Genomic DNA, 13,999 nt, shown 5'->3' on the forward strand with positions numbered 1-13,999 from the left:
ATATAACAGCGAAACAAAATTTATTTTCTCCTGCGTCAACTAATAGTGACTGATCCGTTTGCGGCACACTTAATTGAAAATGTTCCTCCAGCACCTTTTCCTGTTTTTATGTGCTGGCAATAAAAATATCCAAGCGCAACATCACCTGCTTTTGAAGCATCTTTTGTAATCACCTTATAAACATTAGGTACAAGAATCTTGCAGTCAGGAGTTGCATTTGTGCACTCTGCCTTTTTTCCATTATATCTAAAAGTAGCCTTCAAAATATATTTTACAAACACCGTATTCGTATTTTTATCTTTTACCCGGTAAGTCTTTGTAGCTGATGTGGTTTTCCATCCAGCTCTTGCGAGAGACGGAATTTTTTCTTCATAAGACTCAATTTCAATCACCGTATCTTCATCAAGATCAATGTATTCCCTTTTCAGTAAAACGGCATTTTCCTTATTTTCATATGGCTTGATTTCAGTATCTGCCTTTACCGTCACCATACTACCAAGGGAAATAATCATGGTTAATAATACACACAACAAACTTTTCATTTTTCTCATAAAGAGCCTCCTTTGTAATTATCCTATTTTTAAATCGAGAAATGGATTCTTTTCTCCCCTCCTTCCCATTCCCACTACATTTCCGATTTAATTTTGTAAATCAACAGTAATACCATCTCCAACTGGAACCGCCAGGTCTTCCGGTGCCTGGTCTTCATCATATACTGTTCCTATTTCTTCTATGTAAGCATCTTCCGATTCCTTCTGCTCATAGGAAACCGTTTTTCCTGTAGTTCCTGAATAGTGATAGAGCTGCAGCGTTAACTGTTTTGCATGATCCAAAATTCTCCAATCTTGTAATTCAAAAATTAGATTCGGTTTATCATAGGAAGTGAGATTAAAAACATATTCATTTCCCAAATCGTCCTTCCCGCGAAGCCAGAATTCGTCGTCCTCCGTCATATCGGAATATGATCCAGAAATGGTACATCCGAAAATATTATATTTCATTTCTGAAATCAAAAACGTCTGATCCTTCTCAATTGGGATAGACACTTGAATGTCAATTTCTTTTGTGTCTGCCTGCAGTGCTTCTGGATCTGCTGTAAATGAAAAACTATATACATCCCTTTCTTCAACCTGCTCATTTTGATTTTGGAAGGTTCCTATTTGAATTTCAAATTTCTGGGAATGATCAGCTCTACTTCGATTAAATTTCGCTGCAAAGTATTTGGAAGTCACTTTTTCTGATCCGCTACTGTTATCAAGCGAATATTGATTTTCTAACGCTAATGACTCGCCATCAACTGCGACCTGAATGCTGCTCATGGAAATATCATTTTCGCCTTTTTCATCCGTCAGGGAATATGCAATCCAAAGGCTTTTTGCATCCGCAGCGACTTCCTCTAACGAAACCGCAATCCCATTTTTTTCGATTGTCTTTTGAATTGTTTTCACATATTCATCTGTTTCCTTCTCAATTCCCAAAATCCGGCCAATAAGAGAAGTCATTTTATACCAGGCTGCTTTTACCTCATTCTGATGTGTAAGTCCACCACCAATAGCAGCCACTAATATGATACAGGCTGCTGCAACCCGTATGTAGCGCTTGACTCTTACGATTTTATTTTCTTTCCACGGTTTCGCCGCCTGATAAATGTATTTCTCATCTATATCCTCAAATGCCGTTAAAAAATCCCATCCTTTATTATCCCTCATAGCCAGCCTCCTTTAATAAACCATAAAGTTTTTTCCTGCTACGAGCCAAAACTGACTTGATCTTACTTTCCCCACAGGCATGTCGGTCTGCTATCGCTTTTACAGGATCCATATACCAGTAGCGTCTAATAAAAATATCCCGGTCACGTTCCGAAAGCGTTGATAAAAAGTGGTCAAATAATTTTACAAGTTCTTTCTTTTTTAAATAAATTTCAATATCAGAAGAAATTGCACTTCCAATTTTTTCCACTTCCCCAGCAATATCTTCCATATGTGAATCCACCCGTTTCTGCGCATTTCTTTTCCGATAACGGTCGATTGCTGTATTTCTTGTTATTTTTGAAACAAAGGAAGACAAAATAGATGGTCTTCTTGGAGGAATGCTGTTCCAGGTAAAAAGCCATGTATCATTTACACACTCTTCAGAATCCTCCCTGCTGTATAAAATATTGTGTGCAACTATATAACACATATTTTGATATTTATTTTTGGTCTCTACAATTGCATTTTCATCTCTGGCAAAATACAAATTAATGATCTGTGCATCATCCATCCTAAGCTATCCTCCTTTTTCACCTTATATCACGTATTTTATTTTAATTGGTCGCATGAAAAATGTAATTTTTTTATTTTTTTTGCAGAAAAGGAAATGAAATATATTTCGTTCCTAATTCCTTTTCTGCATTTCCATTTACTGGTCAATTACTTCTGTCATATAAGCTCCCTGACCATCTACCGCAGTAACTATTTCTTTTCCGTCTTCTGTTTCAATAATCTGCCCCACTGATACCTGATCCTGTGGTCCGCTGGTGCTTAAATCCGGATCTTCGTCAAATGTGGCCAGCGGGTACATTACCCTCTCTCCATTTGCATTGAAAAATTCATGTAATTCAACTCCAGAACTGGCAGCCACTGAAGCTGTTCCAATCAGCATACACGCTGCCGCTCCAATCCAAAACTTTTTTCGTTTCATCATGCTGCTCCTTTCTCTTAACCGTGATTATTTTTTATATCCACAAATACTACAGGTCTTCTTCAAAAACGGATAACTATGTTTACTGCAATATGTCCATGGAGTGTAAGTTTTTATCCCCCTACGATGGCATTTATTACATTTGTTTGAGATAATCAGCCGTTCTTTGTAACAGATTCCAGCTGTTCCAACTGTTCGAAAATCTGTCTTTTTACCAACAGCTTCTAAATATCTCGCCGGATGTTCACATGGCGCATTTGTCGCATAGGAAGAAATCGCTTCAATTGGTTCTGTTACAAAAGATCCATCTTCATTTATTCTGACAATTCTTTCCTTAGCACCAGTTTCTGTTACATAAATGTTTCCACTGGAAATTACTTCCTGCGCTTCATTTTCCGCACCCATTACAGAGATACCCTGCCCTGCCATATTTCCCATAATTGTAACACTTGTCATAATAATTGCCATCCACTTTTTTAATCCACTCATCCTTTTTACCTCGTTTTCTTAAATTTTTCCCTATAAGTTGTAAATAAAAATTTTTAGAGCCCTCCCTTCAAAGTTTCGTTATTCCTTTTTCACTATATATCACGTAAAATTTCGGTATCCGTTGCATCCTTGCTAAAAATAATTTATTTTATTCTCAAAACCTCCAGCCCTAATTTGGCACACAAACAGGATCCGTTTATAATCTGTGTCTTGGCGTTTTATAAGTAGCCGTAAATCAAAAGCCCCCCGGCAGCATAGTTCCAAAGATCCATACTATCGGGGGCTTATCCCTCATCTCATCATAATTTCCATATTCTCCTGACGATATAAAGCAATTTATCAATAGTGCTGTTCCACAACTTATTTTTCAGCCAGGCTGTCAAGGCATCTTTTTATATCTTCTTTTTGCATGCACTCAATGGTCCATGTACGTTCTTTTGTTTCCGGCAGATAGCCAAGCACTTCCTCCCAGGGAAGGTTTCCGCTTCCAAGCCCGATGTGGGAATCCCGGTCTCCGCAGTTGTCGTGGATGTGGACATGACTTACATAGGGAGCCAGATTTTTCGCCCACTCCCTGACATCCAAAGAAGAATAACAGTGCGCGTGTCCGATGTCCAGGCACAGCTTGAAGTTTGGCTGGTTCACCCTCTCATAAACATCCAAAAGAAGCCGCCAATCATCATCAAATACATTTTCCAGCACGACTTCAAGTTCTGTTTTGTTTTTCATAAATTCCTGCCAGAATTTGGCAACCTGCTCCGCCCAGTATTCTTTGTAATAAACATAAGGGTTCATTCCAGAATGAAAAACAATCTTTTTTGCGCCAAGGCGAAGCCCTGCCTCATAGCACTGGTTGAATCTTGTCATGGTAGCTTCCCGCACCAGACTGTCGTATGCGCAGGGGTTCACATCCAGAAACGGGCCATGGAGGATCAGCCTCCTGGTTCCTATATCTCTCATTTTCTCCCTGTACAATTTTATGGAATCCGATAGCCGGTCCAGATTCTCGGAAATGGAAAAATCAATGCTCTCGATTCCAGTTCCATACTCTTTTACCAATGCCTTCATGTCAACATCTAAAACTAAATGGCTAATATATATCATTTCCACATTCCGGACAGATTCTATACGACTTCCGAATTTCACACTCACATTCCGGACAGATTTTCTTATGTGTTTTTTCCATTCCAAGATAAACTGTATATACTGTCAGCAAACTTGTTCCTGCCAGGCAGATTCCTGCTCCCAAATGATATCCCATAATGTTTCCGACAGTCCCTACTGCCTCCAGAAAACAAATGCTCCCCAATATTTTAAGTTCCATCACTTTTTGCACCTCCCTGTCTATTCCTCAGAATTATCAAACAGCTTATAATTCTTCAGCATTAAAGAAACCTCCGCATCATTCGCTTCATACTCTCCATCTATACTTACAAAATGATCCTCCACATTCTTATCTTCTGGTGCCAAAGGAACTGTTTGTTCCTTTGGCTGATCAGAAAAAACCGGCTTTTGGGCTATCTGTTCAATTGATTTATTTTCGATTGTCCAATAGGCCAGTACTGCTTTAACAATATATCTGGCTTTTTTCCTGCTACCACAGTAATCATTCAAAAACTGGCAGACTTTCCGATGATCTTCATCGGTTTCATCAAAACGGAGATTGAAACGGTACTCATTTTTCTTACTCATTTCTGTTCCTCCTTTTTCTCAACCAGATACTGTAAGCGATACCCTTTTGCATTTGCTTTTGTATCATTGATAATATTGTATTCTACACCGAACCGTTTCCATACAATTTGGATGAAATCTGCCAATAAAATAGAACCTCCTCCAAGAAATACTGTCTGTGTCGTATTGAAATCAATTCCAAGCTCACGAAACTTTCCAAGTAATTCTGTCACATATCCGATAGCAACCTCACGTACACGTTCTTTTAACTCTGGTTTATAGCAACCACCTCTTTCCAATATAATATTGTCAATATCCTCTTCATCCAAGAGAATACTGTATTTTTGTCTTATCGCAGCTTTAATACTGTTATATAACCGAATGACACCATTTTCTAATGAATCGACATACTCCATTTCCAGCTGTCCAAATCTTAAAACCATATAATCTACGGTAAAGCCACCAATATCGATTAATAAAATTTTTGGTATTACCGATAACTGTTTCTTCACAGCAAGAAGACAATATGCGGCATATGCCTGTATATAAACTTTTACTTCTTTGAAAACAATTCGGTATGAAATGCCTTTATAGCAAAATTCAACTACTGCCCCATTCCGATAAAAATACTCCCTGAATTTTTTTCGCTGTTTCCCATAATGCGCAGGCGGCAGTCCTATCAGAAGCTCAATCTCCTGCAGATTTTGCGGAAGCAGACCTTCATTTTTTTCGCGGTAAGATAATTCTTTTGCAATGGCAAATAATGTCAGAATATAATACCGATCATCTGCGGTCTTATCTTCCATATACGAGATTCTTCTATTCGTTGTCATATAATATTTTCCTTCGTACTCAATCACCTCTTCCAACTCTCCTGGCAGTGTATCCAAAATTTCCACTCCAGAATTGAACTCACAGTTCTCTGTTTTCATGTGTTTATTACCGGTATCCACTGAAATAATCATATATTTCTCCTTTCAAAATCCAAATATAGTATTGCTATACGCCTTTTTTGCGTCCTTGCAATTTCACTATAGAGATTTTGGAAAATCTGTGTCAATAGGATTTTGGAAATAATTATTTTTCTTCGTAATCTTCGCAAACCAGCTTCAGTACACGTTCACTTTCTCCCTCATAGCCCCATAATATGCTTCCTACAGCCCCAAAAGCCTGTTCACGCCACCGAAAATATGTGGTTCTATGAATCCTGGCATATTGTGGAAAATGTGGTTCCAGCTTATCCAGAATTTCATCAATGTTCTCTGGTTTCGTCGATGATAAATAACTATAATAGAGTACCCAATAATATCGCTCGCCCTGCGGATGATACCTTCGCATAAGATCTACGGCTTCATCAATTAAACGCAAATACTGATTGGATCGGTTGATTGCCTCAACACGTTCCTTCTCTGATGCCAAATCTCTTTCCACATCCATTCCAGCTTGATAAATACTATCTAAAAATTCATCTACATCTGTACCATACTCCATATGGAAACGCCGTTTAACCTGATTGATTTTTATTTGCATCTGCCAGTTTACCGCCCGGTAAATTTTAAATAGTTTTATTACGTCATGATAGGCAGTATTTTCTTCCCCCTTATACTCCTTCGAAATCACTCCTGATCTTCCCCTTGCCACAGCTCTGTCTCATCCTTTCTTTTTTCACTTAGTTTTCTAAATGTCTCCTCCATCTCGTCGTCCATTTTTCCGGCTCTAACAAGGCAGCAATACATGAGTACAATAGCCACTGCCAGCAAGACCAAGAAAAAGAGCCAAAAATACCACATCTTTGATTCCTCCGTTTCTAAATTATGGAGTGGTACTATACTCTCCTATAATAAATAATGGAAAAAAATATTGAAATGTGTAAAAAGATGGAAAAAAATTGCGATTTTTTTAAGATTTTTTCGATTTTGAAAAGAAACTAATAAGAAATGGATTCAATACATCAGTGCAATAAAAAAGTATATACATGCTTTGCATTCGTTTTATACAGATGTGATCAAATTATAATACAAATTTTTTAGAGTTCGCATAATTTGTACAACTAATTTTGTATAAAAAAAAACGAAGTGATTTTCCATAACACTTCGCCACAAACTTTAATGATTATCCCTGTTACACGAAGTGTAACAGGCGCATTTATTCTTGTCAATCACCTTTTTTACCTTCAATTTTTTCAAAATAAGAACATTAAAATCAGTCTGGTCTTATGTTCTTACAACCAGATAGTACTTGAAATCTGGTCTTAAAAAAATTTTTCTAGGTTGTTTTTTGCCACCCACGTTGACACCCTTTTTGAGATAATTCCATACTATTCCATACCATTCTGTACCATCTTAGAAATCTCCTACTAATCTCCAAAGTACTGAAAACTCTACACTTTAATGATACTCAGATTTTATAAATAATACCCCTTCATCATCGGTGATAACTTGGTAGTATTAACCAGAGACCCGCTGTTTATGCGGATCTCCGGCTTTACGGAAGCGTTTTCTACCCCTATATTACCCCTATTTGTTTTCTGATTGATGTTTTGAGTAATTTCCTTTGTTGGCAATTTAATTTCCTCTTTCTTCCGTATATATTTTCGTAAATTTCGTATATTCTTTCTTCATAAAATCATCTTCAATATGCGTATAATAATGCATCATCTCTTGTTTTTTTCAGTCTTTGAAGGTTTGTATCATAAAGAGACACATATTTTTGGGTCCCCGGATTATATATCCTGGTTTCATACCTTCCATCTTTTCGCTGGCGAATTCCTTTTCCTAGTTCTTTTCCATTTAATCCTTTTCCCATGTTTCTCCTAAGAAAACACAGCACGGCATTATAATAACATGCCCAAAAACGAGTTTCAAGATTATATTTTTATATTCTTCCGGTTTGTGCAGTCAGCCATTTTTCAAACGCTTTTTTATGGATAAGCGTCCTTCGCCCAATTTTAACCATTAATCCATTTCCATGCATCAACGAAGATCTTACTGTTTTTTTCAGAAAGTCCTGTATATTCACAAACTTCCTTTACAGAAAGCAGCCCTCTTGGACTTTCGATAATAAGTGCTTTGTTTTCTTTTTTAGCCGCAGGTATTCCCCCATGTTCTGACTGGTTATTGAGCCAGGTTTCTTACTTATAATGAAACCTCCAAATGTAGTAAATTTCTATCTCCTATCAAGCGGAGTGTAGTAAAAATCTATTTACTATCATTATGAGTTTAAAAACGCAGACAGTAAAGCTACCCAAGATCTAAGCGCTTACAATACTTCTGCATGAATGGATACAGTGCGAAGATTGGCAGAGAAGCAAATACAGTAATAGTCATTCGGATTTCCTTCTGGGAAATGGCTGCCATAGCCTGCTCCGTTTAAGCTGGCAGCTTCTTTATTCTGTATTATTTAATTATCATTTTAATTTCAAAATTGAACTGTTCTGCATCAAGACGATACCGTTCTGACAACTCAGGCCCGCAACTGTTAGAACCAATTCCGTTTTGGACATAATCCAGGCACACGACCGTACTTCCACAAGGCTGTAATTCATAGCTATGTCTTTTTGCCGTCAGTTCCTCTTGAGTATATGGTGATACGTTAAAGGAAAATGTCCTTTCTCCTGCTGCTGCAAAAGTATTTTCCTTTCCTTTTAAGATAAGGTAGTCACAGTCGGTATGACTTCCATTTTCCTGTGGACGCAGGTAATCTTCATGCATTTCAAGTACATTAGCATCATATTTTCCATGACTGCCGGCTCTTCTCTTATCTACGTAACTTTCCTCAGGTCCTATTCCGTAATATTCTACGTTGTCAAAATCTCTGTTAAGGAATAAACGGATTCCAAATCTCGGAAGCATTGGAAATTCCAAATCCCTCTTTACATCCATTTTTACCTGGATTGCGCCATCCGAAGTAATAATCCATTCTGACTTCACATCAAGAATTTTTTGTACGGTAGGTGCAGAAACACTTAACGTTCCTAAGATGTGTAGTTTCCCATTTTTGGTAATGCAGGAAGTTTCATATGCTCTTGCATAGCTCTGGTCATAATGAGCATTCATCCATTCTAATTTGATTTTCCGGTCGTTGTCAGTTGGTGCTCTCCAGATATTTAATTCCATAGGACGAGTCAGAAGTTCTTTTCCCTTTACAGTAATGCTTTCAAATAATCCTGTCAGTCGGTTGAAGCGATAAGTATTTTCCTGCCCTACATGAATTGTAAAGTATCTGTCACACTCTTCCACAGTAAAAATATTATCAGTATTCATTTCAGCAAGAAGTTCAATGGCTTTCTGATTTCTTCCATCTATGTTCTTTAAAAGGATTTCATCAAATCCAAGAGACTCATCCGAATGTAAAATCTGAGTATTATTTTTCAAACAATAAGATACTTTTAGGTAACATTTTCCACTATCTGGTATTGAAACAGGAAGTTTGATTGTTTTTTCTTCATGAGCTGGTATACTTTCATCTAATTCAATTTGTCCTACACAGTCAACTTCTCCGTCAACGCTCACCTCATATATAAGATAAATATAATCTTTAAGATCAACATAATTCATATAGTTATGAAGAACCATATCTCCAGTTTCCTGATCATAGTAAAGAACCCTTACCGGTCTATATATATTTTTGTATTCTTTTAACCCAGTATGTGGTGTTCTGTCAGGATAAACCAGTCCATCCATACAGAAGTTTCCATCGTGAATTTCTTCGCCATGATCTCCTCCATAATAATAGATTCCCTTGCCATTTTCAGCCTGGCCTTTGTAAATAGCATGATCACACCACTCCCATACGAAACCTCCACAAAGACTGTCGTACTTCTGGATCAGTTCAAAGTAATCCTCCAGGTCTCCAGGTCCATTTCCCATGGCGTGGCAATATTCTACCAGAAGTAGAGGCTTATCCGGATTCTTTTCCATGTATTCATCAATCTCAGAAAAAGCTGGGTACATTCTTCCAACTACATCAATATTGGAATAGTCATACTCACGGTCTGTACTCTGATAGAATGCACTCTCATAAGTCGTAAGACGGGTTGGGTCAAATTCCTTGGTCCATTTTAAGGATTCCTCAAAGGTACATCCATATCCACATTCATTACCCATAGACCACATTACAATACATGGGCGGTTTTTTTCTCTTTCCACACAAAGTCTGGTACGATCCATGGTTGCCGGAATGAAATCCGGGTTATTTGCAATTCTTTTATTCCACTGCTCAACTACATTTTCCCACTCTGAATTTTTCAAGTACTGTGTCTGGGTTCCATGGCTCTCATTATCAGCTTCTGCGATCACAAATAAGCCATACTCATCACAAAGCTGATAGAAATAAGGAGAATTCGGGTAATGGCTGCTTCGGACTGCATTAAAGTTGTGCTGTTTCATCATGATCAGATCTTTTTTTATCTGCTCCATATTTACTGCGGAACCGGTTATCGGATCGGAGTCATGACGGTTTACACCTTTAAATTTTGCTTTTACATCATTAATATAGATTACGCTTCCCTCACAGTGGATTTCACGGATACCGATACGGTCTATGATCACCTCATTCTCGGAAATGAAAAGCACCTGATACAGATATGGCTGTTCCGGATTCCAGAGTACAGGGTTTGTGATATCTAATACCGCTTTGTAAGCAAAATTTTCATCGTCACATTTCTTAAATGTACCTGTAGCCACCGTATTTGCCTCATGATTCCGGATTACAATTTTAGTATTTTCTGCTGCATTGCTCTCCCCAAGAAAATTCGCACGAATTTCAATTTCTACACCATTTTCCCCTATAGATGTAGTGGTAAAATAATCATACAGTACACTTTCTGGTCGCTTTAACAGATATACATCACGGAAAATTCCTGTCATACGGAATTTGTCCTGGTCTTCTAAATAAGTTCCATCACACCATTTCAGGACAAGTACCGCTAAAGTGTTTGTTCCTTCTTTCAGATGATCGGTCACGTCAAATTCACTGGTTGCATGAGCCACCTGGCTGTAGCCTACATAGACACCATTGATCCATACATAGAAGCAGGAATCTACACCCTCAAAATTCAAGTATGCTTTTGGTGCTTTGGAATCTTTCTTATATTCAAACTGGTGTACGTACGCTCCGCAAGGATTCTCCTGTGGTACATATGGCGGATCAAGCGGAATTGGGTAACGGACATTGGTATACTGATGGCTGTCATAGCCATAGTTCTGCCAGATTCCCGGAACTGGAATTTCGTCGAAGCCCTTAGTGTCATAACCTGCTTCGTAAAATTTTTCCTGAAGATCATAAATGCTCTTATAAAACTGGAATTTCCAGTTTCCATTTAAAAGCTCCATACGGTCAGATTTCTCTCTGTCATGTACAAGAGATCCCATATCCTTTGATGCAGGCATGTAGTATGCTCGATGGGGCATGGTGTTTTCATGTAACACATTCAGATTTTCGTAGTGTTTTGGTACGATCATATTTGCTCCTCCAATATTATATATTTTTCTGTTTTAACATCTGATATGATTATACCTGTTTTTAAAAAAAATTACATAAACTCTGTTCGACAAAACATGCACAAAATGATATAATTTAACAAGTAAAGACACAAAAATATACACTTTTTTATTAATTTTGAAATATGTACAATCTGTTCCGATAAAAATCGTGCATATTTACAAGGAGGTAATTTATATTGTACACAAACTCCGCTTACTGGCACCAGACACGCTTGGATTTTAAAGATAAAAAACATCCTATTTTTATAGGGAGCTGCGGTACTTACCGTCTGTACACAATAAAGAAGCTGCCAACGCACCGGCCGCGAGGTCGGCTTGATTACCAGCTTCTTTACGTTGCTTCTGGAAAAGCACATTTCTATTTTGATGGAAAAGAGGAAATTGTTTCTGCTGGAAACATGGTTTTGTACCGTCCAAAAGAAGAACAGCGCTACTACTATTATGGTGCCGACCATCCGGAAGTGTACTGGGTTCATTTTACTGGGAATAACGTCAAAAATATCCTCCGCAAATACGGCATTGCAGATGGCGTTCATGTGATTTATTCCGGAGTCTCCATGGAATACAAGCATCTGTACATGAACATGATTGAAGAACTGCAGCTGCGGAAAGAAGACTATGAAGAGCTTCTTGTGTATTACTTTATGCAGCTTTTAATCCTTCTTCACCGCCAGATTCTTGTAAAACCTCACAAGAAGAATCCGATGATCATGGATGACATGGCGCAGGCAGTTGATTATTTCCGAATGCATTACAATAAACAGATTAATATTGAAAAATATGCAGCTTCGAAAAATATTAGTGTTAGCTGGTTTATCCAGAACTTCAAACAATATACGAATACAACACCCGCCCAGTACATACAGAACCTGCGTCTTTCAAATGCGAAATCTCTGTTGGAAACCACAAACTACAATGTTACAGAAATTTCCAATCTGGTTGGATATGAAAATCCATTATATTTCAGCCGCTTTTTCCGGAAACAGTTTGGCGCTTCGCCGTCACAGTTTCGGAAACAACTGCGGCAAAATGAAGAGAATCAGATGACTGAACCAGAAAAGAAATGATCTGTATACGAAAGCCCAGGTTCAAAAACTGCCTGGGCTTTTAATTGATTTATTTTTATTACTAATATTCTACATACGCTCTCCCCTAGTCATATGTACTTCTTATTCTTCTATTTTAATATACTCCCACAAATGCCATCGCAGGTGCAACTCTGGAATCTTCAATTACGATTGCCAGACTATCTGTATGGATTCCCTTCAAATCGACGATTCTCTTATATCCGATAGTTGTTCCTTCATAGCATTTTTTTATGCTGCCGTTTTCTTCATAGCAGACATTAAATGCCTCAACTCTCTGGCTAAGCGGAATTGCTTCTTTCAGAACAAGATAATGTAGTTTTTTTCTTTCAATCCATTTGATCTTGATAACCAGTTTATTGGTTCCAGCCTCATTCAGGAAATAAGTCTCATAATCATCGGTTCTAAGAACTTCTGGGGACATCTCCCGGCAGTCAAGTGGTGGAATGGTTGTAATACCAGCTTCTTCCACTAAATTATTGAAAAAGCTTTCTTTGATAAAGTCACCTAACTGCTTCAGGTTCTGAATATCCGTTGGATGGATCTTTCCGTTTTTCATCGGAGGGATGTTTAACAGAAGTGTAGTATTTCCACCAACTGATTTTAAGTAAATATCCTTCAGATTCTCAAAAGAACGTACCTTATCATCCTCTTCTTCGTGATAGAACCAGCCCGGTCTGATGGAGACATCTGTCTCAGCCGGATACCAGGCAAGTCGTTCTTCCTTTGCAAGACGTTCCCTGCTTCCCAGATCAGACTGTGTTTCATCCAATGGTCTTTCACGGAACTCTTCATTATCCTCCTGCTGGCTTAACTCTGCGGTCAGAGCCGGATCTTTCATATCTGCTGCTACCACGCTCCATTCACTTGGGCGTACCTCACCAGCTTCATTTCCACACCAGCGGATATCAGGACCAGAAATAGAGATCACAGCATTTGGCTGCAGCTTGCGAACTACCTGGTAGTATCTTTGCCAGTCATATTTCTGTACCTTTCCGTTTGCGCCTTCCCCACAGGCACCGTCCAACCATACTACAAAAATATCACCATACTCTGTCAGAAGCTCTGTAAGCTGATTCACATAATAGTCATCATACTCTTTTCCTTTTCCATAGGATTCATTGTTTCTGTCCCAAGGAGAAAGATAAACACCAAACTTCAGGCCATATTCTCTGCAAGCCTCCATTGTTTCTCTTACAATATCACCCTTTCCATTTTTATATGGAGAGTTTTTGATACTGTGTTCGGTGTATTTTGATGGCCACAGGCAGAATCCGTCGTGATGTTTGCAGGTAAGAATCAGTCCCTTCATACCGCCCTCTGCGGCTGTTTTCGCCCACTGTTTTGCATCCAGCTCTGTCGGATTAAAAATAGATTCCGGCTCTGTTCCATCGCCCCATTCTCTTCCGGTAAAGGTATTTACTGTAAAATGAATGAAACAGAAAAATTCCATGCTTTCATATGCAATCTGTCTTGCGGTCGGTACTGCTTCAATTAATCTTTTGTCTTCTTTTAAGTCGCTATAGTTCATAATCATCCTCTAGACATTTTTATTGTTACATCCCATTG

General features: G+C 38.3%; 15 protein-coding genes. 1 reads left to right on the forward strand and 14 read right to left on the reverse strand.

Annotation, left to right across the window (positions count from 1 at the left end):
• Nucleotides 1–35 precede the first annotated feature (35 nt).
• The 13 genes from LIQ05_RS01900 to LIQ05_RS01960 form a co-directional block, all read right to left on the reverse strand.
• A complete protein-coding gene (locus LIQ05_RS01900) occupies nucleotides 36–551 on the reverse strand; it encodes a hypothetical protein (RefSeq protein WP_226818152.1) in 516 nt (171 codons plus the stop codon).
• An 87-nt stretch (nucleotides 552–638) separates the two neighbouring features.
• Complete coding sequence (locus LIQ05_RS01905; RefSeq protein ID WP_226818154.1) at nucleotides 639–1,709, reverse strand: DUF4179 domain-containing protein; 1,071 nt, start codon at nucleotides 1,707–1,709, stop codon at nucleotides 639–641.
• On the reverse strand, nucleotides 1,699–2,262 hold the full coding sequence (locus LIQ05_RS01910) for an RNA polymerase sigma factor (protein ID WP_118580693.1): 564 nt from the start codon (nucleotides 2,260–2,262) through the stop codon (nucleotides 1,699–1,701). Before LIQ05_RS01910 ends, LIQ05_RS01905 begins: the two co-directional genes overlap by 11 nt.
• 138 nt (nucleotides 2,263–2,400) lie before the next feature.
• Complete coding sequence (locus LIQ05_RS01915; RefSeq protein WP_147422319.1) at nucleotides 2,401–2,685, reverse strand: hypothetical protein; 285 nt, start codon at nucleotides 2,683–2,685, stop codon at nucleotides 2,401–2,403.
• Between the two features lie 24 nt (nucleotides 2,686–2,709).
• The gene (locus tag LIQ05_RS01920) at nucleotides 2,710–3,171 is read right to left on the reverse strand and encodes a hypothetical protein (RefSeq protein ID WP_226818156.1); all 462 of its coding nucleotides are present in this window, start codon (nucleotides 3,169–3,171) and stop codon (nucleotides 2,710–2,712) included.
• 360 nt (nucleotides 3,172–3,531) lie between these two features.
• Nucleotides 3,532–4,239, reverse strand: a complete 708-nt coding sequence (locus LIQ05_RS01925; RefSeq protein ID WP_226818157.1) for a sugar phosphate isomerase/epimerase family protein — start codon at nucleotides 4,237–4,239, stop codon at nucleotides 3,532–3,534.
• A gap of 22 nt (nucleotides 4,240–4,261) precedes the next feature.
• The gene (locus LIQ05_RS01930; RefSeq protein WP_226818159.1) at nucleotides 4,262–4,495 is read right to left on the reverse strand and encodes a hypothetical protein; all 234 of its coding nucleotides are present in this window, start codon (nucleotides 4,493–4,495) and stop codon (nucleotides 4,262–4,264) included.
• Between the two features lie 20 nt (nucleotides 4,496–4,515).
• The gene (locus tag LIQ05_RS01935; RefSeq protein WP_226818161.1) at nucleotides 4,516–4,863 is read right to left on the reverse strand and encodes a hypothetical protein; all 348 of its coding nucleotides are present in this window, start codon (nucleotides 4,861–4,863) and stop codon (nucleotides 4,516–4,518) included.
• Nucleotides 4,860–5,807, reverse strand: coding sequence for a ParM/StbA family protein (locus LIQ05_RS01940; protein WP_226818163.1), 948 nt, complete (start codon nucleotides 5,805–5,807; stop codon nucleotides 4,860–4,862). The genes LIQ05_RS01935 and LIQ05_RS01940 overlap by 4 nt, the downstream gene beginning before the upstream one ends.
• A 112-nt stretch (nucleotides 5,808–5,919) precedes the next feature.
• Entirely contained in the window at nucleotides 5,920–6,483 is a 564-nt protein-coding gene (locus LIQ05_RS01945) for a hypothetical protein (RefSeq protein WP_226818165.1), read from the reverse strand.
• Nucleotides 6,459–6,632 carry a hypothetical protein gene (locus LIQ05_RS01950; RefSeq protein WP_226818167.1) on the reverse strand — a complete coding sequence of 58 codons (174 nt, stop codon included), beginning with the start codon at nucleotides 6,630–6,632 and terminating at the stop codon, nucleotides 6,459–6,461. Before LIQ05_RS01950 ends, LIQ05_RS01945 begins: the two co-directional genes overlap by 25 nt.
• Before the next feature lie 841 nt (nucleotides 6,633–7,473).
• A complete protein-coding gene (locus LIQ05_RS01955; RefSeq protein ID WP_226818169.1) occupies nucleotides 7,474–7,647 on the reverse strand; it encodes a hypothetical protein in 174 nt (57 codons plus the stop codon).
• A 590-nt stretch (nucleotides 7,648–8,237) separates the two neighbouring features.
• Nucleotides 8,238–11,303 carry a glycoside hydrolase family 2 TIM barrel-domain containing protein gene (locus LIQ05_RS01960; protein ID WP_226818171.1) on the reverse strand — a complete coding sequence of 1,022 codons (3,066 nt, stop codon included), beginning with the start codon at nucleotides 11,301–11,303 and terminating at the stop codon, nucleotides 8,238–8,240.
• A 218-nt stretch (nucleotides 11,304–11,521) separates the two neighbouring features.
• Between LIQ05_RS01960 and LIQ05_RS01965 the strand changes: the two genes are divergently transcribed.
• Nucleotides 11,522–12,412 (forward strand): helix-turn-helix domain-containing protein, encoded by an 891-nt coding sequence (locus LIQ05_RS01965; protein WP_148463279.1) that lies wholly within the window; start codon nucleotides 11,522–11,524, stop codon nucleotides 12,410–12,412.
• Nucleotides 12,413–12,527: 115 nt separating this feature from the next.
• Here the strand turns inward: LIQ05_RS01965 and LIQ05_RS01970 are convergent, their stop codons facing one another.
• Complete coding sequence (locus LIQ05_RS01970) at nucleotides 12,528–13,961, reverse strand: alpha-L-fucosidase (RefSeq protein ID WP_226818173.1); 1,434 nt, start codon at nucleotides 13,959–13,961, stop codon at nucleotides 12,528–12,530.
• Nucleotides 13,962–13,999 lie beyond the last annotated feature (38 nt).

Source organism: Blautia glucerasea (assembly GCF_020537505.1).
In the GTDB taxonomy this organism is placed as follows: domain Bacteria; phylum Bacillota; class Clostridia; order Lachnospirales; family Lachnospiraceae; genus Blautia_A.

Excerpts from the sequence above, each read along its gene's own strand:
- LIQ05_RS01900 (WP_226818152.1), bottom strand. The coding sequence starts at position 551 with ATGAGAAAAATGAAAAGTTTGTTGTGTGTATTATTAACCATGATTATT.
- LIQ05_RS01905 (WP_226818154.1), bottom strand. The coding sequence starts at position 1,709 with ATGAGGGATAATAAAGGATGGGATTTTTTAACGGCATTTGAGGATATA.
- LIQ05_RS01910 (WP_118580693.1), bottom strand. The coding sequence starts at position 2,262 with ATGGATGATGCACAGATCATTAATTTGTATTTTGCCAGAGATGAAAAT.
- LIQ05_RS01915 (WP_147422319.1), bottom strand. The coding sequence starts at position 2,685 with ATGATGAAACGAAAAAAGTTTTGGATTGGAGCGGCAGCGTGTATGCTG.
- LIQ05_RS01920 (WP_226818156.1), bottom strand. The coding sequence starts at position 3,171 with ATGAGTGGATTAAAAAAGTGGATGGCAATTATTATGACAAGTGTTACA.
- LIQ05_RS01925 (WP_226818157.1), bottom strand. The coding sequence starts at position 4,239 with ATGAAGGCATTGGTAAAAGAGTATGGAACTGGAATCGAGAGCATTGAT.
- LIQ05_RS01930 (WP_226818159.1), bottom strand. The coding sequence starts at position 4,495 with ATGGAACTTAAAATATTGGGGAGCATTTGTTTTCTGGAGGCAGTAGGG.
- LIQ05_RS01935 (WP_226818161.1), bottom strand. The coding sequence starts at position 4,863 with ATGAGTAAGAAAAATGAGTACCGTTTCAATCTCCGTTTTGATGAAACC.
- LIQ05_RS01940 (WP_226818163.1), bottom strand. The coding sequence starts at position 5,807 with ATGATTATTTCAGTGGATACCGGTAATAAACACATGAAAACAGAGAAC.
- LIQ05_RS01950 (WP_226818167.1), bottom strand. The coding sequence starts at position 6,632 with ATGTGGTATTTTTGGCTCTTTTTCTTGGTCTTGCTGGCAGTGGCTATT.
- LIQ05_RS01955 (WP_226818169.1), bottom strand. The coding sequence starts at position 7,647 with ATGGGAAAAGGATTAAATGGAAAAGAACTAGGAAAAGGAATTCGCCAG.
- LIQ05_RS01960 (WP_226818171.1), bottom strand. The coding sequence starts at position 11,303 with ATGATCGTACCAAAACACTACGAAAATCTGAATGTGTTACATGAAAAC.
- LIQ05_RS01970 (WP_226818173.1), bottom strand. The coding sequence starts at position 13,961 with ATGAACTATAGCGACTTAAAAGAAGACAAAAGATTAATTGAAGCAGTA.